This window comes from Pseudomonas sp. MYb118, from assembly GCF_040947875.1.
In the GTDB taxonomy this organism is placed as follows: Bacteria; Pseudomonadota; Gammaproteobacteria; order Pseudomonadales; family Pseudomonadaceae; genus Aquipseudomonas.
In genome coordinates, this window is the sequence record NZ_JBFRXN010000002.1 from 3,285,160 (window position 1) to 3,310,272 (window position 25,113).

A 25,113-nucleotide genomic window follows, 5' to 3' on the forward strand; every position below is an offset into this window, starting at 1 on the left:
AGCCTGACACCCCGCGGTGTTCTGGCGTTCATCGCGAGCAGGCTCGCTCCCACAGGTGCTGTGCTCGTTACCACAGGGAACGGGCCAAAATTCTGCATTTATGGCAAACTTCGCGACCATAAATGCCGGTTTCGCGGTCCAGAGCCTCTGCCTGGGCTGGATGTCGGAATAAAGCGATGCCAGGTTTGCGTCCCCGGGATGGGAATAGACCCTTTGTGTATTGGTACGTCGGTGCCAATGCTTTCTGCCTGAATCAATTTCGAGAAACGACCATGCATAACGTCGTCATCAGCGGCACCGGCCTCTATACCCCGGCCAACAGCATCTCCAACGAAGAACTGGTGCAGTCTTTCAATACCTACGTCGCGCAGTTCAACGCCGACAACGCCGACGCCATCGCCCGTGGCGAAGTCCAGGCCCTGACCGAATCCAGCGCCGCGTTCATCGAGAAGGCATCCGGCATCAAGAGCCGCTTCGTCATGGACAAGGAAGGCATCCTCGACCCGCAGCGCATGACGCCGCGCCTGCCGGAGCGCTCCAACGACGAGTGGTCGGTGCTCTGCCAGATGGCCATTGGTGCCGCCGAACAGGCCTTGCAGCGCGCCGGCAAGACCGCCGCCGACATCGACGGTGTGATCGTCGCCTGCTCCAACCTGCAACGCGCCTACCCGGCCATCGCCATCGAAGTCCAGGAAGCGTTGGGCATCGACGGTTTTGGTTATGACATGAACGTGGCGTGCTCCTCCGCCACTTTCGGCATCCAGGCCGCCGCCAACAGCATCCAGCTGGGCCAGGCCCGGGCGATCCTGATGGTCAACCCGGAAGTCTGCACCGGTCACCTGAACTTCCGCGACCGCGACAGCCACTTCATCTTCGGCGACGCCGCCACCGCGGTGATCATCGAGCGTGCCGACCAGGCCACGTCCAAGCACCAGTTCGACATCGTCAGCACCAAACTGCTGACCAAGTTCTCCAACAACATCCGCAACAACTTCGGTTTCCTCAACCGCGCAGCGGAAGAGGGCATCGGCACCCGCGACAAACTGTTCGTCCAGGAAGGTCGCAAGGTGTTCAAGGAAGTCTGCCCGATGGTCGCCGAGCTGATCGGCCAGCACCTGACCGAGAACCAGCTCAACGTCGCCGACGTCAAGCGCTTCTGGCTGCACCAGGCCAACCTCAGCATGAACCACCTGATCGTCAAAAAGCTGCTGGGCCGCGACGCGACCGAGCAGGAAGCCCCGGTGATCCTCGACACCTACGCCAACACCAGTTCGGCAGGTTCGGTGATCTCGTTCCACAAGAACCAGGACGACCTGGCCCCCGGCTCGCTGGCGGTGCTCAGTTCGTTCGGTGCCGGTTATTCGATTGGCAGTGTGATTCTGCGCAAGCTGTAACTACGAAGCTGACATACCCCCATCGCGAGCAGGCTCGCTCCCACAGGTGATCGCATTCCCACTGGAAACATGCGATCAACCTGTGGGAGCGAGCCTGCTCGCGATGGGGGCCAACGATGACGTGTGGCAAGGGTTGTACCCCAAACGCAAAAAACCTGGTGTTGCTGTATCGGACGGATGATGGGGACCGATACAGCAACACCAGGTTATAAGATGCGCCTCAGGCTTCCTTGCCCGAGTCGTGTAGCAGGATCAGAACTTCGCTTCAGCATCCAGTTGCAGGGTGTTGATTTTCGAGTCCCGCAGTGTGGCGTTGGTGTAGTCGGAGTCGGCCATCAAGTACGTCGCGCCGAGCGAGAAGTTCTTGTCCAGGTCGTAGCTCACTTTCAGCTTGCTGCCGCGCGAACCGGTGAAACCGTTGGCGAAGTCGGAGTCGGTGAAGGCGCCGACCACGGCGTTACGCTGTACGTCGCGATAGTTGTAGTCGATGCCGAAGCCGTAGACCTTGGTCTTCGCACCCACCAGCCAACCCATGTCCTGGTCGTTGCTGGCGTCATCGTTGTTAACCACTTGACCGTACAGCGACAGTGGCATTGGCAGGCCGCCGATGTCCAGCTGACCGAAACCTTCGTACAGTTTGAACTGCTCGCCGGCGCTGTTGCCGTTGATGGCCAGGCGGCAGCTGTTGGCGGTACAGGTCTTGTCGATGTCGTTGTCGTTGTCGTACGCGTAGATACTGCCGCCCAACGTCATTTTCAGGTTGTCAGTGATCGCGAAACGAGCACCCAGCTGGCCGGCGTACAGACGCAGGTCGTGACGGAACTGCTTGCCTTCGCCGTCGACGTTGTCCTTGAGGGTGTAGTGACCGGCGCTGCCGAACAGTTCGGTGCTGCCGCCCAGTGGGTATTTGTAGGAAGCCGACAGACCTTCAGGGCTGATGTCGCTATCCCAGATGATGTCGCCCATGCTCACCCATTGTTGTGGCATCTTGCCGCCAACGAGGTGCAGGTTCTTGATGGCGTCCGGGTGGTAGTCGACGTAACCCTGGTCCAGCCAGATGTCTTTCTTGGTGAAGTTGTTGTCCAGGCTCTGGTTGGTCGAGCGTGGATCGTTGTCGCTGCCGGTGGCGATACGGATACCGGTGTCGACTTGCGGGTTGATCTCGGTGTAGGCACCCAGGCGCACACGGATACGCTGACGGTCCTGGTCGCCGGTGTTGGAAACGCCGTCGTTCTTCACGGTTTCCTGACGGAAACGTACGTCACCCTTGAACTGGGTCTTGGCAGCCCACGCCAGTTTCTGGTCGAAGGAGCTCAGCTCGTTGGTTTTCTTCGCGGTCGCGGCGATCTGCTCGTTGGTCTCTTGCTGAGCCTGGCGAGCGATTTGCTGCTCTTTCTGATCCCGGGCCAGTTCGGCTTGCAGTTCGGTGTACTGCGCATTGGTAATCGAGCCGTTGGCTTTGAGCATGTCCAGCAGTTTGGCGTCGACTGCGGCGCTGGCCGGAACACTCATGGCCAGCAGCAGGCCGCCACACAGGGCCGCCGCAGTTTTCGTGGAAGCAAGACGCATATCATTCTCCGAAGGATGAGAGAGGATGACGGGGTCATCCAGGGCACAACCGACCGTTGAAGGGCGGAAAACAGTGTCCGGGTTAGAACCCGGCGCTCTAAAAACAGGCGCCAGTATCGCGATGGTTTATGACAAAGCAGTGGCAATGTGATGGCGTCTAGATGACGATTTGAACGTTTGCTGAACTTTTTCGCAGGCGTCCTGTCGGCCGATGGCAGGGTGTGCAACGGCCGCTGATAAGCGATACTGGCGAGGCTCTAGACCGCGAAGTGGAGAGGATTCGATGGCGTTGCAACGTGTGCAGAAACTGTCTGAAATTGCCCCGCACACCTGGGATGAACGGGTGCCGCAGAGCCAGCCGTTCCTGCGTCATGCCTTTCTCAGCGCGCTGGAAGACAGTGGCAGTGTCGGCCCTCATTCCGGATGGCAGCCCGAGCACCTGTTGCACATGGACGGTGACCGGCTGATCGCCGCCTTGCCCAGTTATCGCAAGTGGCATTCCTACGGCGAGTACGTGTTCGATCACGCCTGGGCGGACGCTTGCGAGCGGGCCGGTATCGACTACTACCCGAAGCTGTTGACCGCCGTGCCGTTCAGCCCGGTCGGTGGCCCGCGCCTGTTGGCGGCCACGGTCGAGGACGGTTTTGAGTTGCTCAAGAGCCTGCCCGGTTACCTGGAAATCGAAGGGCTCAGCAGCGCGCACATCAACTTCACCGACCCGTTCACCGACGCCGCCCTGGCCGAACAGCCCGGCTGGCTGCAACGCATCGGCTGTCAGTACCACTGGCAGAATCGCGGTTATGGCGATTTTCAGGACTTTCTCGACACTTTGAGTTCGCGCAAGCGCAAGCAGATGCGCAAGGAGCGCGAGCAGGTGGCGGGGCAGGGTTTCGACTTCGAATGGCTCGAAGGTCGGGAGCTGGACCAGGCGCAGTGGGATTTCGTCTATGCCTGCTACGCCAACACCTACGCGGTGCGTCGGCAACGGCCTTATCTGACCCGGGAATTTTTCAGCCTGTTGGCCGAACGCATGCCAGAGGCCATTCGCGTGGTGCTGGCTAAACAAGGCTCACGGCCGGTGGCGATGGCCTTCAGCCTGGTCGGAGGCGGCAGCTTTTACGGACGCTACTGGGGCTGCCTGGCGGAGTTCGACCGCCTGCATTTCGAGACCTGTTTCTACCAGGGCATGGACTACGCGATCGCCAACGGCTTCCAGCGTTTCGATGCCGGTGCCCAGGGCGAACACAAGCTGATCCGCGGCTTTGAACCGGTGATCACCCATTCCTGGCATTACCTGCGCCATCCGGGGCTGAAGGCCGCGGTCAAGGACTTCCTGAGCCAGGAACGCGTGGGCGTGCTGGCCTACGCCGAGGAGGCGAGGGCGGCCTTGCCTTATCGACAAGGCTGACTCTCGCCTTTTAGTCAGCTGTCTTCCTGGCCCAGCCACCTGTAAATCACGCCGCCGATGACCGCACCGAGCAACGGCGCGACCCAGAACATCCACAATTGCGCGACGGCCCAGCCACCGACGAACAACGCCGGGCCGGTGCTGCGGGCCGGGTTGACCGAGGTGTTGGTGACGGGAATCGAGATCAGGTGGATCAGCGTCAGCGCCAGCCCGATGGCGATCGGTGCCAGCCCCGCCGGTGCGCGCTTGTCGGTGGCGCCGAGGATGATCAGCACGAACATCGCCGTCATCACCAGCTCGCAGACAAAGCCTGCGGCCATCGAATACTTACCGGGGGAATGTTCACCGTAGCCGTTGGAAGCGAGGCCGGCCGCCAGATCGAACCCTTCCTTGCCACTGGCGATGTAGTAGATCAAGCCCGCAGCGATGATCGCGCCGATCACCTGGGCAACGATGTAGGCGGGCAGTTCACGGCCGGGAAACCGCCCTCCGACGGTCAGGCCCACCGACACGGCGGGGTTCAAGTGGCAGCCGGAAATGTGGCCGATGGCGAAGGCCATGGTCAGCACCGTCAGCCCGAACGCGATGGCCACGCCCAGCACCCCGATGCCCAGCGGAGAAGACGCGGCCAGGACCGCACTGCCGCAACCCCCCAACACCAGCCAGAACGTACCTAACAACTCAGTAACTGAACGTTTGAACAGAGACATGAGCGTGTCCTTGATAGCGTGCTATCGAGACTGTATCGAGTGATGCATCCTGCAGACTTACGACAGGTTCATCTCCAGAACCTGCGGTGAGTACAGCACGGTTTGTGCGGATTTCCAGCAGCCACAATGTGGGAGCGAGCCTGCTCGCGATGGCGGAGTGTCAGGCGCCAGTGATGTTGGAATTGATTGCCTCATCGCGAGCAGGCTCGCTCCCACAGTGATGTGTGTCAGTCACAAGCCCATGCTCAATCAATCCCCACAAACCCACCCGTCTGGTGCTGCCACAGCCGCGCATACAAGCCGCCGTGGGCCAGCAGTTCGGCGTGGGTGCCGGTCTCGGCGATCCGGCCCTTGTCCAGGACCACCAGGCGGTCCATGCGGGCGATGGTGGAAAGGCGGTGGGCAATGGCGATCACGGTCTTGCCCTGCATCAGCGTTTCCAGGCTTTCCTGGATCGCCGCTTCGACTTCCGAGTCGAGTGCCGAGGTGGCTTCGTCCATGATCAGGATCGGTGCATCCTTGAGCAGCACCCGGGCAATGGCGATGCGCTGGCGCTGGCCGCCGGAGAGCTTGACCCCGCGTTCACCGACATGGGCGTCGAAACCGCTGCGCCCTTCGGCATCCGACAGCAGCGGGATGAACTCGTCGGCCCGGGCCTTGTGCACCGCTTCCCACAACTGCGCGTCGCTGGCATCGGGCTTGCCGTACAGCAGGTTGTCGCGGATCGAGCGGTGCAGCAGCGAGGTGTCCTGGGTGATCATGCCGATGCGCGCGCGCAGGCTTTCCTGGTCGACCTCGGCGATGTTCTGGCCGTCGATGAGGATCCGTCCGCCCTCGACGTCATAGAGGCGCAGCAGCAGGTTGACCAGGGTGGATTTACCGGCGCCGGACGGGCCGATCAGGCCGATTTTTTCACCGGGCTTGATCGTCAGGTTGAGGCCTTCGATGACCCCTTTCTGCTTGCCGTAGTGAAAGTCCACGTGCTCGAAGCGCACTTCGCCACGGGCCACGGCCAGCGGCATGGCGTCGTCGCGGTCGGTGACGCTCAGCGGTTGCGAAATGGTCTCCAGGCCGTCCTGGACCATGCCGATGTTTTCGAAGATGCCGGTGACTACCCACATGATCCAGCCGGACATGTTGACGATGCGGATCACCAGGCCGGTGGCCAGCGCGATGGCGCCGACGCTGATCAGCGACTGCGTCCACAGCCACAATGCCAGGCCGGTGGTGGTGACGATGAGCAGGCCGTTGATGGCGGTCACGACCAGATCCATGCTGGTGACCACCCGGCCAGCCAGCTGCGCCTTGACCGTCTGCTCGTCGATGGCTTCCCGGGCGTATTGCTGTTCGTAATTGGTGTGGGCGAACAGCTTCAGGGTGGTGATGTTGGTATAGCCATCGACGATGCGGCCCATGAGTTTGGAGCGCGCATCCGAGGAGACCACCGAACGCTCCTTGACCCGTGGCACGAAGTAGTAGAGCGCGCCGATGTACGCGGCGATCCAGCACAACAAAGGAATCATCAGGCGCCAGTCGGCCTCGGCGAACAGCACCAGCGAGCTGATCGCGTAGATCAACACGTGCCACAGGGCGTCCACCGCCTGCACGGCGGAATCGCGCAGCGAGTTGCCGGTCTGCATGATGCGCTGGGCAATGCGCCCGGCGAAGTCGTTCTGGAAGAAATTCAGACTCTGCTTGAGCACGTAGCTGTGGTTCTGCCAGCGGATCAGGCTGGTCATGCTCGGGCTCAGGGTCTGGTGCACCAGCAGGTCGTGCAGGCCGACGAACACCGGCCGCAGGATCAGGGCCACCACGGCCATCCAGGCCAGTTCGAGGCCATGATCCTTGAAGAAATTGACGTTGGGCGTGCCCTGGGCCAGGTCGATGATGCGGCTCAGGTAGCTGAACAGCGCCACTTCGATCAACGCGCCGAACAGGCCCACGGTGAGCAGGGCGACGAAGCTCGGCCAGACCTGCTTGAGGTAGTAGGTGTAGAAGGGAAAGACACGGTCCGGCGGCGTCGCCGTCGGGGCGTCACGGAAGACATCGATCAGTTGTTCGAAACGGCGATAAAGCATTGTGTCTCCGCCCGGTAAAGGGGCTCTTCTTCAAACGCCAAAAAACTCCCGGCCCCCCTGTACTGTAGGAGCGAGCTTGCTCGCGATGGTGGTTCAGTCACCGCAGGCCTCCAGACAGCTCGCGTTATCGTTCACGACCATCGCGAGCAAGCTCGCTCCTACAGAGGGGCAGGCGTGTGAGCTTAGTCGATGCGCTTGGCCGACTTGATGTACACCGGGTCAGCCGGCACGTCCTTCATGCCACCGCGCACGGTGGTGGGCGAGTTGACGATGATGTCCACCACATCCATGCCCTTGACCACCTTGCCGAACACCGCGTAGCCATCACCCTGGTCGAGGAAGTCGTTGTCCTTGACGTTGATGAAGAACTGACTGGTGGCCGAATTCGGGTTCGAAGTGCGTGCCATCGACAGCGTGCCACGCACGTTGTGCAGGCCGTTCTTCGATTCGTTCTGGATCGGCGCCTTGGTTTCTTTCTGCTGCATCTGCTGGGTGAACCCGCCGCCCTGGACCATGAAACCCGGGATCACGCGGTGGAAAATCGTGTTGTTGTAGAAGCCGCTGTCGACGTACTCAAGGAAGTTCTTGGTACTGATCGGCGCCTTGACCGGGTCCAGTTCGATTTCGATCTGGCCGTTGGTGGTTTCCAGCAGCACGTGTGGCGCCTTGGCCGGCGTGGCGGCCATCAGGTTGGCGGCAAACAGTACGGAGCCGGCGACGAGGGCGATTTTTTTCAGCATGGGTCAGTGATCCTGATTGGGGTGGTGTCGACTGCGGTGAGAAACTCGAGCAGTGTTTGGTTGAAGCGTTCCGGTTGATCCAGCGGGGTGGCGTGGCGCGAATCGGCAATCACCACCAGCCGCGCATCGGGTAGCAGTTTTACGTAATTCTCTTTCAGCGCGACCGGGGTGTAGTCACGGTCGGCGCTGACGATGAGGGTTGGACAGGACACCCTGGACAGTCGTTCCTGAACGCCCCAGCCAACGATGGCATCGAAGCTGGCGAGATAAGCATGTTTGTCGTTTTTTGCCCAGCGCTCGGCCATCATTTCCCGTAACCGTATTTGTTCCGGTTCCGGGAACAGCCTGGCCCCGAGGGCCTTGCCGATGGTGCGCAGGCTCAGCACGCGCATCAGGCTCCAGCGCTTGAACCACTGCCAGTAATCGTCGCGGCTGCGCAGCTTGACCTCGGGCGCGCTGTTGACGATGCACAGGCTCTTGAGCAGGTGCGGCTGATCCACCGCCAGCTGGAAGCCGATCATCCCGCCCATGGACAGACCCACATAGTGCGCAGGCCCCAGGTTCAGGTGTTCGATCAGGGCGACGAGGTCGGCGCTGAACCCGGCGATGCTGTAGCGCTCGCGGGGTTTGTCCGAGCGCCCGTGGCCGCGCACATCGGGCACGATCACCCGATAGCGGGCCGACAGGGCCGGGATCTGTTTTTCCCAGTCCAGGGTGCTGGAGCCCAGCCCGTGAACCAGCAGCAGCGGCGCGCCGTGGCCATATTCCTCATAGTGCAGGTGGCAACCTTCATGTTCGAAATAGGCCATCGGGTCACTCCGTGTCAGGCTTGTTCGGGGGCGGCGAACGGCGCATCCAGCGGCGCGGTGTCGAAGTTGCGCAGCAGGTCGATGAGGATTTGCGTCGCCGGGCCCAGCGGTTTGTCCTTGTTCGAGTACAGGTAGAAGCTCGGGTTACGGCTGCCGCCCTGATCCAACGGTAGCAGCTTGAGCGAACCTTCTCTGAGTTCCCGTTCGATCATGTGCCGTGGCAGCCAGGCGAACCCCAGCCCGCTGCTGACGAAAGTGGCCGCCGTGGCCAGGCTGCCGACCGTCCAGCGCTGCTCCGCACCGAGCCAGCCGACATCCCGAGGCTGCTGGCGACCGGAGTCGCGGATCACCACCTGCATCTGGCTTTCCAGGTCCTGGAAACTCAGCTCACGGTTCAAGCGGTGCAGGGCATGCTCGGGGTGGGCGACGGCGACGAATTCGACATCACTCAACTCGGCACCCAGGTAGCCGGGAATGCTGAAACCGGTGATCGCCAGGTCGGCCACGCCTTCGAGCAGCACTTCTTCCACACCCGACAAGACTTCTTCGCGCAGGCGCACCCGGCAGCCACGGCTCTGCGGCATGAACGCGGTCAGCGCGCGGACCAGGCGGGCGCTCGGGTAAGCGGCGTCCACCACCAGGCGCACTTCCGCTTCCCAGCCTTGTTCCATGTGATGCGCCAGGTCTTCCAGTTGGCTGGCCTGTTTCACCAGTTGCCGGGAGCGGCGCAACAGCACGCCACCGGCTTCGGTGAGCACAGCCTTGCGCCCGTCGATGCGCAGCAGCGGCACGCCCAGTTGATCTTGCATGCGGGCGACGGTGTAGCTGACAGACGATTGCGAGCGATGCAGCGCTTCGGCGGCCTGGGCGAAACCGCCGTGGTCGACCACGGCCTGCAACGTTCGCCATTGATCAAGGGTCACGCGGGGCGCTTTCATGTTGAGCTCCTCTTGTCCTAAGCTGGCGGTCCTTTATTGGAGACCGCCGAATGAGAAAATTCTGTTTGTTGGTATTGGCGATGTTGCCGTTGACGGCGTTTGCCTACCCGATCGACGTACAAAAACAATTAAATGGCATGAGCATCGACTACAACGCCAATGACACGGACACCGACATCGCGTCCATCCAGGTCAACAACTACGGCGACGTCGACGCCTCCTGCAAGGTGGTCTTCAACAACGGTCCGGAAGCGCCGCGCACCCGCAACATCGAAGTGGCCGCCGGCAAGCACAAGACCGCCACTGTCAAATTCAACCGGTCCATCATCAAGATGCGCATCAAGCTGACCTGCACCCCGAAATAGCTTCGAGTTCCTGCGGGCGTCGCTGGACGCCCACAGGTCATGCTCAGCTTATAAACGAATTTATTGATGGTTTGTAGCAGTTATTTGCGCTTTTTCATCAATAAAACTCTGTTTAACCTTCACTCCATCGACTTACAGCATTCTCAGATGGAGGCTACATCCCATGTCCCGCGTTCTGATCATCGAAAGCAGCGCCCGCCAGCAAGACTCGATTTCCCGTCAGCTGACCCAGACGTTCATCAGCCAATGGAAAGCGGCGCACCCGCAGGATGAGATCAGTGTCCGCGACCTGGCCATCAACCCGGTGCCACACCTGGACATCAACCTGCTGGGCGGCTGGATGAAATCGGCCGAGCAGCGCAACGAGATCGAACAGGCTTCCCTGGAACGCTCCAACGAACTGACCGATGAAGTGCTGGCCGCCGACGTGCTGGTCCTGGCCGCCCCCATGTACAACTTCGCGATCCCGAGCACCCTCAAGGCCTGGCTCGACCACGTGCTGCGTGCCGGCGTGACCTTCAAGTACACCGAAACCGGCCCGCAAGGCCTGCTCACCGGCAAGCGCGCCTATGTGCTGACGGCGCGCGGCGGGATCTACGCCGGCGGCCCGGCCGACCATCAGGAACCGTACCTGCGCCAGGTCATGGGTTTCATCGGCATCCACGACGTCACCTTCATCCACGCCGAAGGCATGAACCTGAGTGGCGACTTCCAGGAGAAGGGCCTGAACCAGGCCAACGCCAAGCTGGCCCAGGTCGCCTGAGGCTTTAATCGCCAGATAATCCCTTGATGTTGGAATGATCTGGCGAACCCCTTCAAGGTTTCACGCGCAACGAACCTCCCTTTGCACTTTTTGCTCCTGAGTGCTGCCGCCCGATTGAACGCTTTAGCGAGATCGGGCTTTTTTTTGCGTGGGATATTGCGAGCGCCCCGGCCCACTGTAGGAGCGAGCTTGCTCGCGATGCGGTGTGTCTGAAATAGATAAATGCCTGAAACACCGCTATCGCGAGCAAGCTCGCTCCTACAACTTCAGGGCAAAACCCGCTATCGTCGCCGCCATTCAAAACGAGGCGACCATGGGCTATCTACTTTTTGTCACGCTGATCCAGGCGTTTTCCTTCAGTCTGATCGGCGAATACCTGGCCGGGCATGTCGACAGCTACTTCGCGGTGCTGATCCGCGTGCTGCTGGCGGGGCTGGTGTTCATTCCCCTGACACGCTGGCGCTCGGTGGAGCCGGCGTTCATGCGTGGCATGCTGCTGATCGGCGCATTGCAGTTCGGCGTGACCTACGTCTGCCTGTACCTGAGCTTTCGCGTGCTCACCGTGCCGGAGGTGCTGCTGTTCACCATCCTCACGCCGTTGCATGTGACGCTGATCGAAGACGCCCTCAATCGCCGCTTCAACCCCTGGGCGCTGATCGCCGCACTGGTCGCGGTGGCGGGCGCGGCGGTGATTCGCTATGACCGGATCAACCCGGACTTCTTCATGGGCTTCTTGCTCCTGCAACTGGCCAACTTCACCTACGCCGCCGGCCAGGTGCTGTACAAACACCTGGTGGCACGCCACCCCAGCGACCTGCCGCACTACCGGCGTTTCGGCTATTTCTACCTGGGCGCCCTGGCGGTGGCCCTGCCGGCGTTCCTGCTGTTCGGCAAAGCGAACTTCCTGCCCGAAGCGCCATTGCAATGGGCCGTGCTGTTGTTCCTCGGCCTGGTCTCCACCGCGCTGGGTCTGTACTGGTGGAACAAGGGCGCCTGCCTGGTCAACGGCGGCACGCTGGCAGTGATGAACAACCTGCATGTGCCGGTTGGGCTGCTGATGAACCTGCTGATCTGGAACCAGCATGAGGAACTGGGGCGGTTGCTGTTGGGCGGGACGGTGATATTGGCGGCGGTGTGGATCAGTCGGTTGGGGATACGCAAACCTGCCAGCGCACATTGACCTTTTATGTGATTAACCTTGTGGGAGCGAGCCTGCTCGCGATGCGGTGTGTCAGCCACACTTGCATCGACTGATACACCGATCGCGAGCAGGCTCGCTCCCACAAAAGGGGAATGGCGGTGTTGGTTACATGATGTGTTTTTCCGGTTCTGGAATGTGATTCGCCCCCAGCACCGCCGGCAACAACCCGGCCCTTAGATCCCCACCACTGGGCTGCTGATACAGGCTCAAACCAAACTCCGGCAGCACCGCCAGCAGATAATCGAAAATATCCCCCTGAATCCGCTCGTAATCGGCCCACACCGTGGTGCGGGTGAAGCAGTAGATTTCCAGCGGGATGCCCTGGGCCGTGGTCTGCATCTGGCGGACCATGCAGGTCATGTTCGGCTGAACTTCCGGGTGGCTTTTCAGGTAGGCCAATGCGTAGGCGCGGAAGGTGCCGATGTTGGTCATGCGCCGGCGGTTGGCCGACATGGCCGCGACGTTGCCCTGGGCTTCGTTCCAGGCCTTGAGTTCGGCCTGCTTGCGGTTGATGTAGTCGGTCAGCAGGTGCACCTGGGACAGTTTCTGTTCTTCGTCGTCACGAATGAAGCGCACGCCGCTGGCATCGATGAACAGGCTGCGCTTGATGCGCCGGCCACCGGATTGCTGCATGCCGCGCCAGTTGCGGAACGACTCGCTCATCAGGCGCCAGGTGGGGATGGAGACGATGGTCTTGTCGAAGTTCTGTACCTTGACCGTGTGCAGGGTGATGTCCACCACATCGCCATCGGCGCCGACCTGGGGCATCTCGATCCAGTCGCCGACGCGCAACATGTCGTTGCTGGTCAGTTGCACGCTGGCGACGAAGGACAGCAGCGTGTCCTTGTAGACCAACAGGATCACCGCCGACATGGCACCCAGGCCCGACAGCAGCAACAGTGGCGAACGGTCGATCAGGGTGGCGACGATGATGATCGCGCCGAACACGTACAAGACCATTTTCGCCAGTTGCACGTAGCCTTTGATCGAGCGGGTGCGGGCGTGTTCGGTGCGCGCGTAGATGTCCAGCAGGGCGTTGAGCAGGGCACTGACGGCCAGCATCATGAACAGCAGGGTGAACGCCAGCGCGACGTTGCCGAGAAAAGTCAGGCTGGTCTTGCCCAGCTCCGGCACCAGGTGCAGGCCGGACTGGATCACCAGCGGCGGCGTCATCTGCGCCAGGCGATGAAACACCTTGTTGTGCAGAAAGTCGTTGATCCAGTGCAACGCCGGCTGGCGAGCGAGCATCTTGGTGGCGTGCAGGATCAGGTAGCGCGCCACTCGTCCGAGGACCAGCGCCACCACCAGCAGCGTGAGCAGGCCGAGGCCGGAACGCAGGAGCGGGTGCTGGTCGAGCGCCCCCCAGAGGTCCTGAATGTTGATCCAGAGCTGTTGAATATCCATAGGTAAAACCGGTTCTGTGTAGGACGCGTGGCGGCGATTAGAGCATTTAAGCCGCTTTGGATGACATTTGGAGACAAACGACGCAACACAAAAGCCACTGTTTACTGCCTATTTCATAAAGAAACTCGGCCTTCGCGCTCGAAACCGGTAACCTATGCAGCTGATTTTTTGCATTTCTTCGAGGTAGCACCCGTGTTTTCCGAATTCGCCCTGCACGAACGCCTGCTCAAAGCCGTGGCCGAGCTTAAATTTGTCGAGCCTACGCCTGTGCAAGCAGCGGCTATTCCGCTGGCGCTCCAGGGGCGTGACCTGCGGGTGACGGCGCAAACCGGCAGCGGCAAGACCGCCGCTTTCGTCCTGCCGATCCTCAATCGCCTGATCGGCCCGGCGAAAATCCGTGTCAGCATCAAGACCCTGATCCTGCTGCCGACCCGCGAGCTGGCGCAGCAGACCTTGAAGGAAGTCGAGCGTTTCTCGCAGTTCACGTTCATCAAGTCCGGTCTGATCACCGGCGGTGAAGACTTCAAGGTCCAGGCCGCCATGCTGCGCAAGGTGCCGGACATCCTGATCGGTACGCCGGGCCGGCTGATCGAGCAACTGAACGCGGGCAACCTGGACCTCAAGGAAGTCGAAGTGCTGGTCCTCGACGAAGCCGACCGCATGCTCGACATGGGCTTTGCCGACGACGTGCAGCGTCTGGTCGACGAATGCCCGAACCGCCAGCAAACCATGCTGTTCTCCGCCACCACCGGTGGCTCGGGCCTGCGCGAGATGGTCGCCAAGGTCCTGAACAACCCTGAGCACCTGCAGCTCAACGCGGTCAGCCAGCTGAACGAAACCACCCGCCAGCAGATCATCACCGCTGACCACAACCAGCACAAAGAGCAGATCGTCAACTGGTTGCTGGCCAACGAGACCTACCAGAAGGCCATTATCTTCACCAACACCCGGGTCATGGCCGACCGCATCTACGGTCGCCTGGTGGCGCAGGAATACAAGGCGTTCGTGCTGCACGGCGACAAGGACCAGAAGGACCGCAAGCTGGCCATCGACCGCCTGAAACAGGGCGGGGTGAAAATCCTCGTGGCCACCGATGTGGCCGCCCGTGGCCTGGACGTCGACGGCCTGGACCTGGTGATCAACTTCGACATGCCGCGCAGCGGCGACGAGTACGTGCACCGCATAGGCCGTACCGGCCGTGCCGGCAACCAGGGCCTGGCCATCTCGCTGATCTGCCATGGCGACTGGAACCTGATGTCGAGCATCGAGCGCTACCTCAAGCAGAACTTCGAGCGCCGTACCATCAAGGAAGTCAAAGGCACCTACGGTGGACCGAAGAAGGTCAAGGCTTCGGGCAAGGCGGCCGGTGTGAAGAAGAAAAAGACCGACGCCAAGGGTGACAAGAAAAAAGTCGCCGCCAAGACCCCGACCAAGCGCAAGAGCGCCAACCGGCCGAAAGCCGAAGCGCCGTCGCTGGTGAGCAAGGATGGGATGGCGCCGCTCAAGCGGCGTAAGCCTGAGGCGCCGGCTTCCGAGTAAGTAATACCCTGTACCTGTAGAAGCGAGCTTGCTCGCGATGCGGTGTATCAGTCACCTAAGATGCAATCTGACACACCCCCATCGCGAGCAAGCTCGCTCCTACAGGTAAAACAAAAAAACCGGACATCTCTGTCCGGTTTTTTATGTGGCGCCAATCATCAGCCTTCGGCCTTCTTCTCCGCCGTACCCAGCTCCTTCAAGCGCTGATCGATCAACTGGCACTTGTCCGGCAAATCCGCGCTGGCGGTACCCAGGTCCATCTTCTGCAACTCGTCGTTGATTTCCTTAGCCTTGGCCGGGTTCTGCTCGGTCAGCTTGGTGACTTCCCTGGCGAGCTGTTCGCGTTTGGCGGTGGCTTCCTCGGGGGTGCAGGCCCAGGCGGGCAGGGCGCAGGCGAGGGTGGCGGCGAGGGTGATTTTCAGCAGGGTCTTCATGGCGTGGCCTCGGTTCCGTTTGGGCAGTTAACCGGTTGAGGGCTCTGGGAGTGGGAAAGTTCCGCGCCATCCATTAGTATGCGGCATCACTTTGATATCATGCTGTTTCAGGGACTGGAAATGCTTCGCCGAGTTATCACGACAAGTCTTCTGCTGGCCTTGGCCGGTTGCACCAACGTCCAGGTCGAGCCCATCGCACCTTCGTACAAGATCTCCCAGCTGTGCATCGAGGAAAACCCGAAAGTGGTAGTGGGTGATTTCGTCGACGGCGTGCAAACGCTGTTGCGCCAACACCACATCGACAGCCGCCTGTATGCCGCGCCGGTGCCTGCGAGCTGCGAATATCGCCTGACATACACCGCCATTCGTTCGTGGGATTTCACCGCGTACCTGTCCGATGCCAGCCTGCGCCTGTACAAGGGTGACCAGCAGATCGGTTACACCAAATACAACCTGACCAACAATGGTGGTCTCTCCCTGTCGAAATTCGGCACGGTCGAGGAGAAGATGGCACCGCTGATCAACCAACTGCTGGGGCAAGCCAAATGAGCAAGGCAATCAAATATGGCTCGGCCCTGTTGCTCCTGCTGTTGTTGACCGGTTGCGGCCACACCCGCTCCAGCCAGCCGTTCTTCGAACCGCCGGCGCCGCCCGAGGGCAAGGGGCGTATCTACATGATGCGCACCCAGGTGATCCAGGGCAGCTTCTACGACAGCGTGTTCAGCATCAATGACAGCGCGGTGGTCGGGCTCAACGAGCAGACCTATTCCTGGGTGCTGGCCAGCCCCGGTATCCACAAGGTTTCCGCCGGGCAAAGCGCGAATTCACGCAATGTCTACCTCAACCTGCTGGTCGAGCCAGGCAAGGAGTACTTCGTCGAGTACACCCAGGAGAACATGGTGGAAATGGTCCGGGTGCGCGACAAGGACGGCAAGTCCATGGTCAAGCGCTATGGGTACATACCGGTGAAGTAAACCGGTGAAGCAACGGCGCAGGCCGGTGCAACGGGCGACCTTCTGGTCGCCCGTTTTCGTTTGTGGCAAAGGGCGCTCTACCCGCCGTGGCAGCAACTCGAAGGCGCTTTGTCGTCGTAGCGATCGTGATGTCGCACCCATTCCATGATTTCTTCCTCGTTGCGGCCCTTGGGCGTCAGGTCGAGGAAGTTGTAGGCGCCCACCAGCAGGTCGAGACCGCGGGCATAGGTGGAGTAGGTGTGGAAGATTTCCCCGGCATCGTTGCGATAAAACACGCTGAGGCCCGGAAGTTCTTCTTCGGCACCGTCGGATTTTTCGTAGTTGTAGGTGGCCTTGCCGGCGGCCACATCCTCCGCCCGGGCCGAGACGCCAAAGTCGTAGTTGAAATCGCAGCCGGCTGACGATACCCAGTCGAATTTCCAGCCCATGCGCCGCTTGAACGCCTGGAATTCGGCCAGCGGTGCGTGGGAAACCGCCACGACCGCAACGTCGTGATGGGCCAGATGCTGATTGGCGCCGTCGATGTGATCGGAGAGGAACGAGCAACCGGAACAGCCTTCGTCCCAGCCTTCGGCGAACATGAAGTGGTAGATCATCAGCTGGCTGCGACCGCCGAACAGGTCCGCCAGTTTCAGCTCGCCGTCGTGGCCCTGGAAGCGGTAGTCCTTGTCGATCTTCACCCACGGCAGGGCGCGCCGTTCGGCGCTGAGTTTGTCCCGCTCGCGGGTGAAGGCTTTTTCGCGGGCCAGGTGTTGTTTGCGGGCGGCGAGCCATTCTTCTCGCGACACCACCGCGTGGTTCTGTACGTTCATCGGGTTTTCTCCTGCGCAACGCTGGGAGGTGACTGACACAGCCTAGTCGTTTCGCCCGCGCCCGAATCGACATACCGCCGGTCGGTAGGGACGAGGAAACCGGCTGAACGGCTGCCCATGCCACCGGTCACAACCAATGAAGGCCAATTCACTCACGGGCTTTGGAGGTTGAACAGGATGACGACTTATAACTGGGATCTGATCGAACGCCTGCTGCACGAAGTGCAGAACGGCGCACCGAGCTTCACGCCACGGCCTTACGCCGAACAGTACGCAGCGGAAAAAGCCACGGAAGGCGAGCAGACGGAAAACCTCGACCACCTCAAGGCGGTGGCGGGTGAGTATGAGAAGCTGCTGCTGGAGCGTGGCTACATCGAACCCCGTCCCGAGGAAGAGGGCGGCAGTGGTTCCAATTACATCCTGACCATGCGCGGTTCGAGGCTGTTGAGCCTGATCGACAGCAGCATTCCCGGTAACGATCATCCACGGCAAGTGCTGGATGACCAGGAAGATGCGCTGGACGAGGTGACATTCGACGAAGTGGCATCGAAGGCGCAGATCGCCTGAAAACCTTGTCCCACTGCGCCCTCCTGTGGGAGCGAGCCTGCTCGCGATGCGGTGTGTCAGCCACACTTGTATCGGCTGACACACCGCATCGTCGGAACGCCGCCCGGAGCAGGCTCGCTCCCACGGTAGTGTGTGTACGGCTGGGTTCAGCTCTGCGCCGCTTTCAGGCACTTCAACTCATTGAAGTCCTTGCGCACCCCTTCGATCTTTTTCTGCAACCGCTGGCGTTGGGTCGGGGTGCTCTCGGCCATCAGGTCGACGATCAGGCTGCGCGCCTGGGCTTCGGTGTTGGCGTAGGCCTTGCGGTAATCTTGCGTCCACAGGCTCTCGCGATTGACCAGAAGCGTCTCGATGCGTTGTGGGAATTCAGGCCCTTTACGCTGGGCAACCGCTGCGCTGAACTGCTTCTGCCAATGGGCACGATTGGCGATCCACTGGGTATTCTGATCACCCAAGGCATTCGACCAACTGACCACGCGCTGTTGCTGGGCCGGGCTGATCGGGCCGAGCCAGTCATTCAGGCGTTTCTCCATCCGTTCGCTACGATCTTCGATCTGCTGCGCCAGGGACGGTTTGAGGTATTCCTGCTGGCGTTTGCGCAAGTCCTTGGCAAACGCTTCGTTCATCTCGGCCACTTGCCTGTCGTCCAGCCCTTGCAGCAACTCGATCGCGGACGGAGTGATTTCCCGGGCGGTCTGGGCGATCGCCTCTTTGGCTTCCTGGGTGCGGGTCTGCAGGGCGGCGTCGGTGACCTGGTTGGTCGCCACCATGGTTTGCAGGCGGTCGAGCCAGTCCAGGTAGCTGGGCAGCTGCGTAGTGCAGTGCCAGCTCAGGTGTTCCTTCAGGCGTTCGTTGAACCAGCCTTTCTGCTCACCGTTCATGTCCAGGTAGTCGCTGAGCGTCCAGGGAATGATCACGTCGAGGTTGCGATAGGCCAGGCCCACGCGGCTGCACGCGCCCAGGGCGAGACTCAGGGTGAGGATGACGGCGAGACACTTCAACCAGCGCGACATGGGCGAGTCCTTGCGAAAGCCTGGGTTCTCATGTGAACGCAGGATGGCCCCGGCAGTTCAGCCAATCAATAGAAGGCGCGTTCGGCCTTCAGGGTCACCAGCCCGTCGCACTGACTGTTGCGCCCGGAATAGGCGCTGCAATCGCTGCCACTGAGGCTTGAGTCGCTGTAGATCAGGTCGAGGTCGATGCCCATGAAGGGGCGGGAAAATTTCAGCGACCAATCGGTGAAACTGCTGACATACCCACCGTCGACCGACACCGGAGTGTTGAGCTGGTGGGTGGTGTATTTCATGCTGATCCCGATGCCGAACGGCTGATTGCCACCGAGGTCGGCGAACAGGGTGCTGTTCTGTTTGTCCGGGTCGGTGCTGAACGCCGCGCCGAAACGGCTGCCCAGCAGGGTCAGGCCGCCATAGAGCTCGTGGGAATCGAGGGTGTCCACTTTCGGGTAGCTGTAATGAATCATCCCGACTTCGTAGCCCAGGGTCTGGTCGAAGGGTTGCTTGAAGCCCATGTAGGAGTCGACTTCGAGGTTACTGCCAGGGGTCAACCCCACACTGGGTGACCATTGCCCGGCATAGAAACCGCTGTCATGACTCAGATCGAGGCCGCCATGGAACGAACCGGTGGCCGAAGGCTTGACCAGTCCCTGGGCCATGCTGCGACTTGGCGTGGTGCCAAGCTTGAGGTCGAAGTCCCCCAGTTCACGCTGGAAAATCTGCGCGTTGGCCGCTGAACAGCACAGCAGACTGACGAGCAGGAAAACAGAGGGCTTGAGCATGCGTCGCTCCATGACCGCGCAGGAATTCGAAAACCTGATGAAATGCTTGATTTAGACGCGTGCAAGCATACCGACGAATGCCCGGCGTCGATGGCCGTTCGTCGTTTTTTGCGCTAGCGGAGTGTTTCGCGGGGTGTAGCGGGTGGGTCAAGCGCTTCGAAGCTCAAAGCGCCCAGGGACCACGTTGAAGCGGGGTGTTACTTCTTGCCCAGGCTGATCTGCTTGGACGGGGCGAAGGTCTGGCCGCTGACGCCTTTGGCAATTTGCTGGATCTGGCCACCGGACTTGAGAAAAGCGGCAATCTGATCGTTGATCGACTCGCTGGTTTCAACGGCTGGAGCAGGCTTTACTTTGCTTTGGGATGCTTTAACGCGCATGGCGGCCAATTACCTGTCGGAAATTAATATGGCCAGCCATCGTACAGGAAATGCCCGGTAATTGCTCGGCAAATATCCTGCAAGCCGATATCAGTGACCACGAATTGATTGAAAGTTGTTCGCTGAATATGCCTCTAAGCTGCTGTTTTAAATAAGAACAATCGTGGCTCAAGAGCGCTTTGCCGCCTGCCTGCATCAGGCAATGTGGCCGTGGCGGCCTGACGAGTGGCCGGATGCGCATCAGCCGACCCCGCAAAATCAAGGCCCGCAGCGCCTTTTCGCGAATGGCGGGATCAGGGCCGGGCGCCGTGCGTAAAAACGGGTAGAATGCCGCCCACGCAATGAGGGTATTGGAAATGGCTTTAGTCGGGCGTTACAACAGTTTGCAAGTGGTTAAACACACTAACTTCGGTTTATATCTGGACGGTGGCGCGGATGGCGAAATTCTTCTGCCTAATCGTTATATCCCAAAAGATATTCCCAGCGAAGATGAAGACTGGTTGAATGTTTTCGTTTATCTGGACAGCGATGACAAACTTATCGCTACGACCGAAAAACCGAAAGTTCAAGTCGGTGAGTTTGCCAGTTTGAAAGTTGTTGAAGTCAACAGCATCGGCATTTTCCTCGACTGGGGTTTGCCCAAGGACCTGTTGCTGCCGTTTTCCGAAGAAAAGCGCCAGATGCAGGCCGGCGAGTATGTGGTGGTGCACGTCTACCTCGACAAGCACACCCGCCGCATCACCGCGACGGCGCGTCTGGACCGCTATCTGGACAAGACCGCAGCCAACTACACGGCGGGTCAGGAAGTTGACTTGCTGGTTGCCGAAGCCACCGACATGGGGTTCAAGGCGATCATCAACAACAAGCACTGGGGCCTGATCCACAAGAACGAAATCTTCAAGTTCATGCGCTCGGGCATGCGCGAGAAGGGTTTTATCAAGGAAGTGCGCAGCGACGGCAAAGTCAGCCTGAGCCTGCAACCGGTTGGCCAGGAAGCGGCCAGCAGCCTCAACTCGAAGATCCTCGCCAAGTTGCGTGAAAACAACGGCACCCTGGCCGTGAGCGACAAGAGCGACCCGGCGCTGATCAGCAGTCTGTTCGGCGTCAGCAAGGGCAACTTCAAGAAGGCCATTGGCGCGCTGTACAAGAATGGCCAGATCGTCATTCATGCCGACCGCATTGAACTAAGTTGAGCCTGCGCCTGCCCCATATAAGTCGATCACATGGGGTGGCACGGCGATGAAGAAGTTTCTGTTTGCGTACGCCGGCAGCTTGCTGGCGATGCTCGTGCTCGATGGCATCTGGCTCGGGGCGTTGATGGCGCCCACCTACCGGGCGCTGTTGGGCACGATGCTGCTCGACCAGCCGCTGCTGGTTCCGGCCACTCTGTTCTATCTCCTTTACGCAGTCGGTTGCGTGGTCTTCGTGGTGTTGCCGGCCGGTACCTGGCAGCGCGCGGCTCGCCATGGCGCCTTGTTGGGTCTGGTCGCCTATGGCACTTATGACCTGAGCAATTGGGCCACCCTGCATGGCTGGCCGGTGCAACTGGTTGTGCTGGACATGGCCTGGGGTGCCGTCGCGACGTGCATTGCCTGCGTCGTCGGTTATCTGGCGGCGCGCAAAGCCTGACGTCAACGGTGGACGCCTGAAGCGCTTTCGGTGACGCACGGCCCCTGTTCGGCGCTGACTGAGCCGAACGATAGGCCGCCGGCGATGAGCAGGCCGCTGCCGGCGATGATCAGGGCCGGTTGCAAGCCCCCGCTGAAATGGCTGCTCGACGCGGCGAGCAAGGGGCCGGCCAGTTGGCCCACGGCAAAGCAGGCGGTCAACAGCCCGGCGTTGCGTTGGGTGGCATGGGGCGCCAGTTCCCGCGAGCGTTGCATCACCAGTTGCATGCAGGCCAGGAACGGCCCACCGCACAGCAGCACACCCAGCGCCAGGCCCAGACCGCTGCCCAGCAGGCAGGCAAACACCCCGGCTGCCTGTAACCACAACGTGGCCATCAGCCAATGGCGGGTGGCATTCGGGTTGTGCCGACGCAGGCTCACCAGCACCACGCCCAGCGCCGACGCCAGGCCAAAGCACGGCCAGAACAGATCCGCTTGCCATTGCCCGTGGAACTGCGCGTTGGCCATTTGCGAGAGAAAGGTCGCCGGGATGATGTAGCCCAGACCGTACAGGCCGTAGATCAGGCCCAGGCGGCCGATGCCCGGGTTGCCGGATCGGGCGGTGTTCGGCGTGACGACCGCGCTGGTGGCCGGTTGCGGCAGGAACGGCAGGATCATCAGCAGCATCAGCAAACCGACCGCCGCGTACACCAGCCACAAGGTGGCGGAAGTCTGCTGCAACAGGTTCGAACCCAGGGCCAGCACCCCCGTGAGGAAAATCCCCAGGCCAGGGCCGGCGAACACCAGTGCACCCAGGCGCGGGCGGCCAGCGGCAGCCGCGAGCGGCTGGCTCAACGCGGTGATCATCACCAGCACCCAGGCACTGGCCACGCCGGTGCCGAAGCGCAGCAGCAGGTGCGACCAGAAGCCGTTGGCCCAGAACGAGGCCAGGGTCAGCAGCACACACAGCCACAAACCACCGAGCAAGCGCCGGCGCACTTGTTGCGGGCGACGGGAGAACATCGCGTCGACCGCGCCGACGAAATAGCCCAGGTAGTTGGCGGCGGCAATCAAACCGGCGGCGGTCAGGTCGATCTGACCTTCGCTGAGCAGGTGCGGCATCTGCGGAGTGAGGGCAAAGCGCCCGATACCCATGGCCATCATGAGTGCGATGAAACTGGCGAGTAAGCGAATCAGGGGAGACATGGTCTGGATTCCGGCAGAGGATCAATGACCGTCAGGCTAGGACTGATTGACTTTCTTTAAAAATGAATAATAGTGAGTAACTTGTTCTGATTTGGAGAAAGTCGTGGAATTCAGCCAATTGCGCATCTTCCAGGCAGTGGCCGAGGAAGGTTCGGTGACCCGTGCGGCCGAGCGCCTGCATCGGGTGCCGTCGAACCTGTCGACCCGACTCAAGCAGCTCGAAGAGCAGCTGGGTGTAGAACTCTTCCTGCGCGAGCGTCAGCGTTTGCAACTGTCGCCAGCGGGAAAAGTCCTGCTGGATTACACGACCAAGCTGTTCAGCCTGCATGACGAAGCGCAAGCGGCGGTGCAGGGCGGGCAACCGGCGGGGGATTTCGTACTGGGCACGATGTACAGCACGGCGGCGATCCACCTGCCACGGCTGTTGGCCCGCTACCACCGCACCTACCCGGCGGTGAACCTGCAAGTGCAGGCCGCCCCCAGCGGCGAACTGCTCGAAGGCCTGCTGACCGGCCGCCTCGATGCCGCGCTGGTGGACGGCCCGCTGGAACTGGCCGGGCTCGACGGCGTGCCTTTGTGCGACGAGCGCCTGGTGCTGATCAGCGAGGTCGATCATCCTCCGGTCCGCAGTGCGCTGGATGTGCAGGGGCGGGCGGTGTTCACCTTTCGCCAGGGCTGTTCCTACCGGATGCGCCTGGAAGCCTGGTTCGCGCATTATCACGCGGCCATGGGGCGGGCGATGGAGATCGAGTCCTATCAGGGCATGCTCGCCTGTGTGATTGCCGGTTCCGGGGTGGCGTTGATGGCCGAGTCGATGCTCGCCAGCCTGCCGGGGCGTGAGAGCGTCGCGGTGCACCCGTTGGCCGAGCCCTTCGCCAGCGCGACGACCTGGCTGATGTGGCGCAAGGGCATGGTGGGCGCCAACCTGAACGCGTGGATCGAGCAACAGCAAATGGACTTTCCAGCGGCAGCGGTGCCCGTCCAGGCCACGGCTTGAACTAACGGTCAGGTATTTGGATCAATTCAGTAACAGATCATTGCGGATTTTGCTGCGCATTGCGTAGGACTTCGGACTATTATCAGTGCGAAGGGGCTACAGAATTTTAGCCACCCGGCATTACCCTGAAGGGGGCAACATGAAAGAGAAAATCCAGAACTGGCTGCACGACCTCGGTGTCGCACTCGGTTTGATCGAACCGCCACTGCAACCCGTGCCGATCCGTACCGACGACGAACAGCGTCGACGCCAGCAGCGCCGCCGATAAGCGCTCGATATGCAATGGCGGTAGCCGCGACCGAGCACCGCGAGGCTGGTCCTGCCTCGGGTGCCCGACAGCTGATTAATGCCGCCCGATGGCGAGCAAAAACCGGCTCAAATCATTCGCCGTCCTGGCGTTCCTGAGCATCTGGTCCTCCTCTGCGGTAAACGCCGTCAGCCCCAGTTCATCTTCCAGATGGAAGATCAGGTCTTCGATATCGGCTTTGTCCAATCCCAATTCCATCAGGCTGGCGTTGTCGTCGAAGTCCTCCTGGTCTTCCAACAGCCGGCTGATGTAGCGATGCACGGCGGCACGCACGGCAGCTTTTTTCATGAGCGTTCTTCGCGGGGCATGACAGGTGTGGCCCCGACCTTGAGTACAGCAGGCCTCAGTCGTGCGAGCGCTGCCACTCGTCAATCATGTTGCGCAAATGCTCCCCGGAAAAACTGCCGAAATGGCCACCGTGTACCGTCCGCACCGGCAGCGCGCGCAGGCGTTGCAGGCTGCGGGCGTAGTCGTCGAGGTTGGAGTGGTAGGCGTCTTCGATCAGCGGCCCGTCGTAGATGATGTCGCCACTGAACAGGGTTTCGCTGGCGGCTTCATACAGGCTGATGCCGCCCGGCGAATGACCGGGGGTGTGCAGTACCTGCAACACGCGATTGCCCAGGTCGAGCACGTCGCCGTCCTCGATCGTGCCGGTGGCCGGGGCGGCCTTGACCCGGTACTCGGCGTAGCACAACGGGCAGTCGGGGTGCGCCTCGAACATGTCATCGCCAACGAAGGCGCGGCTCAAGTCGTTTTCGCCATCGGGTGCGGCGAGGATGTCGGCCTCGGCGGGGTGCACCAGGCGTTCGGGGAATTCGTGGTGGCCGGCGATGTGATCGAAATGGCAGTGGCTGGCCACCGCCACCAGCGGCCGCTCGGTGAGCCACGGCAGTTGTTCGCGCAGGCTGACCAGCCCGGAACCGCTGTCGAGCAGCAGGTCCTTGTCGCGACCCTGGATGTGCCAGAGGTTGCAGCGGTAGAAGGGGCGGATGTACGGCTCGTGGATCAGGCGGATGCCGTCGCTGAGCGGCTGGACCTCGAACCACTGGTCGCGGGAAACAATCTTCATCAAGGGGTTTCTCCGGGCGAAAAAAAACGAGTGTGGCAACCGACGCCACA

At 61.0% G+C, this 25,113-nt stretch carries 28 protein-coding genes; 13 read left to right on the plus strand and 15 right to left on the minus strand.

Annotated elements, in window-relative coordinates; genetic code table 11:
- Positions 1–272 precede the first annotated feature (272 nt).
- Entirely contained in the window at positions 273–1,394 is a 1,122-nt protein-coding gene (locus ABVN20_RS20865; protein ID WP_368557579.1) for a beta-ketoacyl-ACP synthase III, read from the plus strand.
- A gap of 252 nt (positions 1,395–1,646) precedes the next feature.
- On the opposite strand, the gene ABVN20_RS20870 is transcribed toward ABVN20_RS20865, so the two are convergent.
- Positions 1,647–2,963 carry a putative porin gene (locus tag ABVN20_RS20870; RefSeq protein WP_368557580.1) on the minus strand — a complete coding sequence of 439 codons (1,317 nt, stop codon included), beginning with the start codon at positions 2,961–2,963 and terminating at the stop codon, positions 1,647–1,649.
- 283 nt (positions 2,964–3,246) lie between these two features.
- Here ABVN20_RS20870 and ABVN20_RS20875 point away from each other — a divergent pair, with 283 nt between their 5' ends.
- Positions 3,247–4,371 (plus strand): GNAT family N-acetyltransferase, encoded by a 1,125-nt coding sequence (locus tag ABVN20_RS20875; RefSeq protein WP_368557581.1) that lies wholly within the window; start codon positions 3,247–3,249, stop codon positions 4,369–4,371.
- A gap of 14 nt (positions 4,372–4,385) precedes the next feature.
- On the opposite strand, the gene aqpZ is transcribed toward ABVN20_RS20875, so the two are convergent.
- The 5 genes from aqpZ to ABVN20_RS20900 form a co-directional block, all read right to left on the minus strand.
- Complete coding sequence (gene aqpZ / locus ABVN20_RS20880) at positions 4,386–5,081, minus strand: aquaporin Z (RefSeq protein WP_368557582.1); 696 nt, start codon at positions 5,079–5,081, stop codon at positions 4,386–4,388.
- Between the two features lie 245 nt (positions 5,082–5,326).
- Positions 5,327–7,159 (minus strand): ABC transporter ATP-binding protein, encoded by a 1,833-nt coding sequence (locus ABVN20_RS20885; protein ID WP_368557583.1) that lies wholly within the window; start codon positions 7,157–7,159, stop codon positions 5,327–5,329.
- Between the two features lie 182 nt (positions 7,160–7,341).
- Positions 7,342–7,899: a peptidylprolyl isomerase gene (locus tag ABVN20_RS20890; RefSeq protein WP_368557584.1), complete on the minus strand. Its 558-nt coding sequence runs from the start codon at positions 7,897–7,899 to the stop codon at positions 7,342–7,344.
- Entirely contained in the window at positions 7,893–8,708 is an 816-nt protein-coding gene (locus tag ABVN20_RS20895; RefSeq protein WP_368557585.1) for an alpha/beta fold hydrolase, read from the minus strand. The genes ABVN20_RS20890 and ABVN20_RS20895 overlap by 7 nt, the downstream gene beginning before the upstream one ends.
- A gap of 14 nt (positions 8,709–8,722) precedes the next feature.
- A complete protein-coding gene (locus ABVN20_RS20900; protein ID WP_368557586.1) occupies positions 8,723–9,646 on the minus strand; it encodes a LysR family transcriptional regulator in 924 nt (307 codons plus the stop codon).
- A gap of 50 nt (positions 9,647–9,696) precedes the next feature.
- Between ABVN20_RS20900 and ABVN20_RS20905 the strand changes: the two genes are divergently transcribed.
- From ABVN20_RS20905 to ABVN20_RS20915, 3 genes are all read left to right on the plus strand, one after another.
- Positions 9,697–10,011, plus strand: a complete 315-nt coding sequence (locus tag ABVN20_RS20905; protein WP_368557587.1) for a 3-phosphoglycerate kinase — start codon at positions 9,697–9,699, stop codon at positions 10,009–10,011.
- A 163-nt stretch (positions 10,012–10,174) separates the two neighbouring features.
- The gene (locus tag ABVN20_RS20910) at positions 10,175–10,774 is read left to right on the plus strand and encodes an FMN-dependent NADH-azoreductase (protein WP_368557588.1); all 600 of its coding nucleotides are present in this window, start codon (positions 10,175–10,177) and stop codon (positions 10,772–10,774) included.
- A gap of 313 nt (positions 10,775–11,087) precedes the next feature.
- A complete protein-coding gene (locus ABVN20_RS20915; protein ID WP_368557589.1) occupies positions 11,088–11,954 on the plus strand; it encodes a carboxylate/amino acid/amine transporter in 867 nt (288 codons plus the stop codon).
- A gap of 126 nt (positions 11,955–12,080) precedes the next feature.
- Here the strand turns inward: ABVN20_RS20915 and ABVN20_RS20920 are convergent, their stop codons facing one another.
- Positions 12,081–13,379 carry a mechanosensitive ion channel family protein gene (locus ABVN20_RS20920; RefSeq protein ID WP_368557590.1) on the minus strand — a complete coding sequence of 433 codons (1,299 nt, stop codon included), beginning with the start codon at positions 13,377–13,379 and terminating at the stop codon, positions 12,081–12,083.
- A gap of 192 nt (positions 13,380–13,571) precedes the next feature.
- Between ABVN20_RS20920 and ABVN20_RS20925 the strand changes: the two genes are divergently transcribed.
- Positions 13,572–14,918: a DEAD/DEAH box helicase gene (locus ABVN20_RS20925; protein WP_368557591.1), complete on the plus strand. Its 1,347-nt coding sequence runs from the start codon at positions 13,572–13,574 to the stop codon at positions 14,916–14,918.
- A 158-nt stretch (positions 14,919–15,076) separates the two neighbouring features.
- Here ABVN20_RS20925 and ABVN20_RS20930 read toward each other — a convergent pair whose 3' ends face one another.
- Complete coding sequence (locus ABVN20_RS20930) at positions 15,077–15,352, minus strand: hypothetical protein (RefSeq protein WP_368557592.1); 276 nt, start codon at positions 15,350–15,352, stop codon at positions 15,077–15,079.
- A gap of 120 nt (positions 15,353–15,472) precedes the next feature.
- Between ABVN20_RS20930 and ABVN20_RS20935 the strand changes: the two genes are divergently transcribed.
- Together ABVN20_RS20935 and ABVN20_RS20940 are read left to right on the plus strand one after the other, a co-directional pair.
- Entirely contained in the window at positions 15,473–15,901 is a 429-nt protein-coding gene (locus ABVN20_RS20935) for an Sbal_3080 family lipoprotein (protein WP_368557593.1), read from the plus strand.
- Between the two features lie 8 nt (positions 15,902–15,909).
- Positions 15,910–16,326, plus strand: coding sequence for a DUF2846 domain-containing protein (locus ABVN20_RS20940; protein ID WP_368557735.1), 417 nt, complete (start codon positions 15,910–15,912; stop codon positions 16,324–16,326).
- A gap of 77 nt (positions 16,327–16,403) precedes the next feature.
- Here ABVN20_RS20940 and ABVN20_RS20945 read toward each other — a convergent pair whose 3' ends face one another.
- Positions 16,404–17,138: a DUF899 domain-containing protein gene (locus ABVN20_RS20945; RefSeq protein ID WP_368557594.1), complete on the minus strand. Its 735-nt coding sequence runs from the start codon at positions 17,136–17,138 to the stop codon at positions 16,404–16,406.
- Positions 17,139–17,315: 177 nt separating this feature from the next.
- Here ABVN20_RS20945 and ABVN20_RS20950 point away from each other — a divergent pair, with 177 nt between their 5' ends.
- Entirely contained in the window at positions 17,316–17,705 is a 390-nt protein-coding gene (locus tag ABVN20_RS20950) for a transcriptional regulator (RefSeq protein WP_368557595.1), read from the plus strand.
- Positions 17,706–17,851: 146 nt separating this feature from the next.
- On the opposite strand, the gene ABVN20_RS20955 is transcribed toward ABVN20_RS20950, so the two are convergent.
- The 3 genes from ABVN20_RS20955 to ABVN20_RS20965 form a co-directional block, all read right to left on the minus strand.
- A complete protein-coding gene (locus tag ABVN20_RS20955; RefSeq protein ID WP_368557596.1) occupies positions 17,852–18,718 on the minus strand; it encodes a DUF6279 family lipoprotein in 867 nt (288 codons plus the stop codon).
- Between the two features lie 65 nt (positions 18,719–18,783).
- Positions 18,784–19,500 carry a TorF family putative porin gene (locus ABVN20_RS20960; RefSeq protein WP_368557597.1) on the minus strand — a complete coding sequence of 239 codons (717 nt, stop codon included), beginning with the start codon at positions 19,498–19,500 and terminating at the stop codon, positions 18,784–18,786.
- 197 nt (positions 19,501–19,697) lie between these two features.
- A complete protein-coding gene (locus tag ABVN20_RS20965) occupies positions 19,698–19,877 on the minus strand; it encodes a hypothetical protein (protein ID WP_368557598.1) in 180 nt (59 codons plus the stop codon).
- Positions 19,878–20,233: 356 nt separating this feature from the next.
- On the opposite strand from ABVN20_RS20965, the gene ABVN20_RS20970 reads away from it, so the two are divergent.
- Positions 20,234–21,070: a S1 RNA-binding domain-containing protein gene (locus tag ABVN20_RS20970; protein ID WP_368557599.1), complete on the plus strand. Its 837-nt coding sequence runs from the start codon at positions 20,234–20,236 to the stop codon at positions 21,068–21,070.
- Between the two features lie 46 nt (positions 21,071–21,116).
- Positions 21,117–21,506, plus strand: coding sequence for a DUF2177 family protein (locus ABVN20_RS20975; RefSeq protein WP_368557600.1), 390 nt, complete (start codon positions 21,117–21,119; stop codon positions 21,504–21,506).
- A gap of 2 nt (positions 21,507–21,508) precedes the next feature.
- Here the strand turns inward: ABVN20_RS20975 and ABVN20_RS20980 are convergent, their stop codons facing one another.
- Positions 21,509–22,690: an MFS transporter gene (locus ABVN20_RS20980; protein ID WP_368557601.1), complete on the minus strand. Its 1,182-nt coding sequence runs from the start codon at positions 22,688–22,690 to the stop codon at positions 21,509–21,511.
- Positions 22,691–22,793: 103 nt separating this feature from the next.
- On the opposite strand from ABVN20_RS20980, the gene ABVN20_RS20985 reads away from it, so the two are divergent.
- Together ABVN20_RS20985 and ABVN20_RS20990 are read left to right on the plus strand one after the other, a co-directional pair.
- Positions 22,794–23,687 (plus strand): LysR substrate-binding domain-containing protein, encoded by an 894-nt coding sequence (locus ABVN20_RS20985; RefSeq protein ID WP_368557602.1) that lies wholly within the window; start codon positions 22,794–22,796, stop codon positions 23,685–23,687.
- A 139-nt stretch (positions 23,688–23,826) separates the two neighbouring features.
- On the plus strand, positions 23,827–23,955 hold the full coding sequence (locus ABVN20_RS20990) for a PA1414 family protein (RefSeq protein ID WP_007914492.1): 129 nt from the start codon (positions 23,827–23,829) through the stop codon (positions 23,953–23,955).
- A gap of 75 nt (positions 23,956–24,030) precedes the next feature.
- On the opposite strand, the gene ABVN20_RS20995 is transcribed toward ABVN20_RS20990, so the two are convergent.
- Both ABVN20_RS20995 and ABVN20_RS21000 read right to left on the minus strand, forming a co-directional pair.
- The gene (locus ABVN20_RS20995) at positions 24,031–24,282 is read right to left on the minus strand and encodes a phosphopantetheine-binding protein (protein ID WP_368557603.1); all 252 of its coding nucleotides are present in this window, start codon (positions 24,280–24,282) and stop codon (positions 24,031–24,033) included.
- Between the two features lie 55 nt (positions 24,283–24,337).
- On the minus strand, positions 24,338–25,063 hold the full coding sequence (locus ABVN20_RS21000; RefSeq protein ID WP_368557604.1) for an MBL fold metallo-hydrolase: 726 nt from the start codon (positions 25,061–25,063) through the stop codon (positions 24,338–24,340).
- Positions 25,064–25,113: the final 50 nt, after the last annotated feature.

What these genes read in the sequence shown, in the direction of transcription:
- ABVN20_RS20875 (WP_368557581.1), top strand. Translation starts at nt 3,247, where the DNA reads ATGGCGTTGCAACGTGTGCAGAAACTGTCTGAAATTGCCCCGCACACC.
- ABVN20_RS20945 (WP_368557594.1), bottom strand. Translation starts at nt 17,138, where the DNA reads ATGAACGTACAGAACCACGCGGTGGTGTCGCGAGAAGAATGGCTCGCC.
- ABVN20_RS20890 (WP_368557584.1), bottom strand. Translation starts at nt 7,899, where the DNA reads ATGCTGAAAAAAATCGCCCTCGTCGCCGGCTCCGTACTGTTTGCCGCC.
- ABVN20_RS20900 (WP_368557586.1), bottom strand. Translation starts at nt 9,646, where the DNA reads ATGAAAGCGCCCCGCGTGACCCTTGATCAATGGCGAACGTTGCAGGCC.
- ABVN20_RS20980 (WP_368557601.1), bottom strand. Translation starts at nt 22,690, where the DNA reads ATGTCTCCCCTGATTCGCTTACTCGCCAGTTTCATCGCACTCATGATG.
- ABVN20_RS20885 (WP_368557583.1), bottom strand. Translation starts at nt 7,159, where the DNA reads ATGCTTTATCGCCGTTTCGAACAACTGATCGATGTCTTCCGTGACGCC.
- aqpZ (WP_368557582.1), bottom strand. Translation starts at nt 5,081, where the DNA reads ATGTCTCTGTTCAAACGTTCAGTTACTGAGTTGTTAGGTACGTTCTGG.
- ABVN20_RS20960 (WP_368557597.1), bottom strand. Translation starts at nt 19,500, where the DNA reads ATGCTCAAGCCCTCTGTTTTCCTGCTCGTCAGTCTGCTGTGCTGTTCA.
- ABVN20_RS21000 (WP_368557604.1), bottom strand. Translation starts at nt 25,063, where the DNA reads ATGAAGATTGTTTCCCGCGACCAGTGGTTCGAGGTCCAGCCGCTCAGC.
- ABVN20_RS20910 (WP_368557588.1), top strand. Translation starts at nt 10,175, where the DNA reads ATGTCCCGCGTTCTGATCATCGAAAGCAGCGCCCGCCAGCAAGACTCG.
- ABVN20_RS20920 (WP_368557590.1), bottom strand. Translation starts at nt 13,379, where the DNA reads ATGGATATTCAACAGCTCTGGATCAACATTCAGGACCTCTGGGGGGCG.
- ABVN20_RS20905 (WP_368557587.1), top strand. Translation starts at nt 9,697, where the DNA reads ATGAGAAAATTCTGTTTGTTGGTATTGGCGATGTTGCCGTTGACGGCG.
- ABVN20_RS20995 (WP_368557603.1), bottom strand. Translation starts at nt 24,282, where the DNA reads ATGAAAAAAGCTGCCGTGCGTGCCGCCGTGCATCGCTACATCAGCCGG.
- ABVN20_RS20915 (WP_368557589.1), top strand. Translation starts at nt 11,088, where the DNA reads ATGGGCTATCTACTTTTTGTCACGCTGATCCAGGCGTTTTCCTTCAGT.
- ABVN20_RS20930 (WP_368557592.1), bottom strand. Translation starts at nt 15,352, where the DNA reads ATGAAGACCCTGCTGAAAATCACCCTCGCCGCCACCCTCGCCTGCGCC.
- ABVN20_RS20935 (WP_368557593.1), top strand. Translation starts at nt 15,473, where the DNA reads ATGCTTCGCCGAGTTATCACGACAAGTCTTCTGCTGGCCTTGGCCGGT.
- ABVN20_RS20955 (WP_368557596.1), bottom strand. Translation starts at nt 18,718, where the DNA reads ATGTCGCGCTGGTTGAAGTGTCTCGCCGTCATCCTCACCCTGAGTCTC.
- ABVN20_RS20870 (WP_368557580.1), bottom strand. Translation starts at nt 2,963, where the DNA reads ATGCGTCTTGCTTCCACGAAAACTGCGGCGGCCCTGTGTGGCGGCCTG.
- ABVN20_RS20950 (WP_368557595.1), top strand. Translation starts at nt 17,316, where the DNA reads ATGACGACTTATAACTGGGATCTGATCGAACGCCTGCTGCACGAAGTG.
- ABVN20_RS20965 (WP_368557598.1), bottom strand. Translation starts at nt 19,877, where the DNA reads ATGCGCGTTAAAGCATCCCAAAGCAAAGTAAAGCCTGCTCCAGCCGTT.
- ABVN20_RS20865 (WP_368557579.1), top strand. Translation starts at nt 273, where the DNA reads ATGCATAACGTCGTCATCAGCGGCACCGGCCTCTATACCCCGGCCAAC.
- ABVN20_RS20975 (WP_368557600.1), top strand. Translation starts at nt 21,117, where the DNA reads ATGAAGAAGTTTCTGTTTGCGTACGCCGGCAGCTTGCTGGCGATGCTC.
- ABVN20_RS20970 (WP_368557599.1), top strand. Translation starts at nt 20,234, where the DNA reads ATGGCTTTAGTCGGGCGTTACAACAGTTTGCAAGTGGTTAAACACACT.
- ABVN20_RS20990 (WP_007914492.1), top strand. Translation starts at nt 23,827, where the DNA reads ATGAAAGAGAAAATCCAGAACTGGCTGCACGACCTCGGTGTCGCACTC.
- ABVN20_RS20895 (WP_368557585.1), bottom strand. Translation starts at nt 8,708, where the DNA reads ATGGCCTATTTCGAACATGAAGGTTGCCACCTGCACTATGAGGAATAT.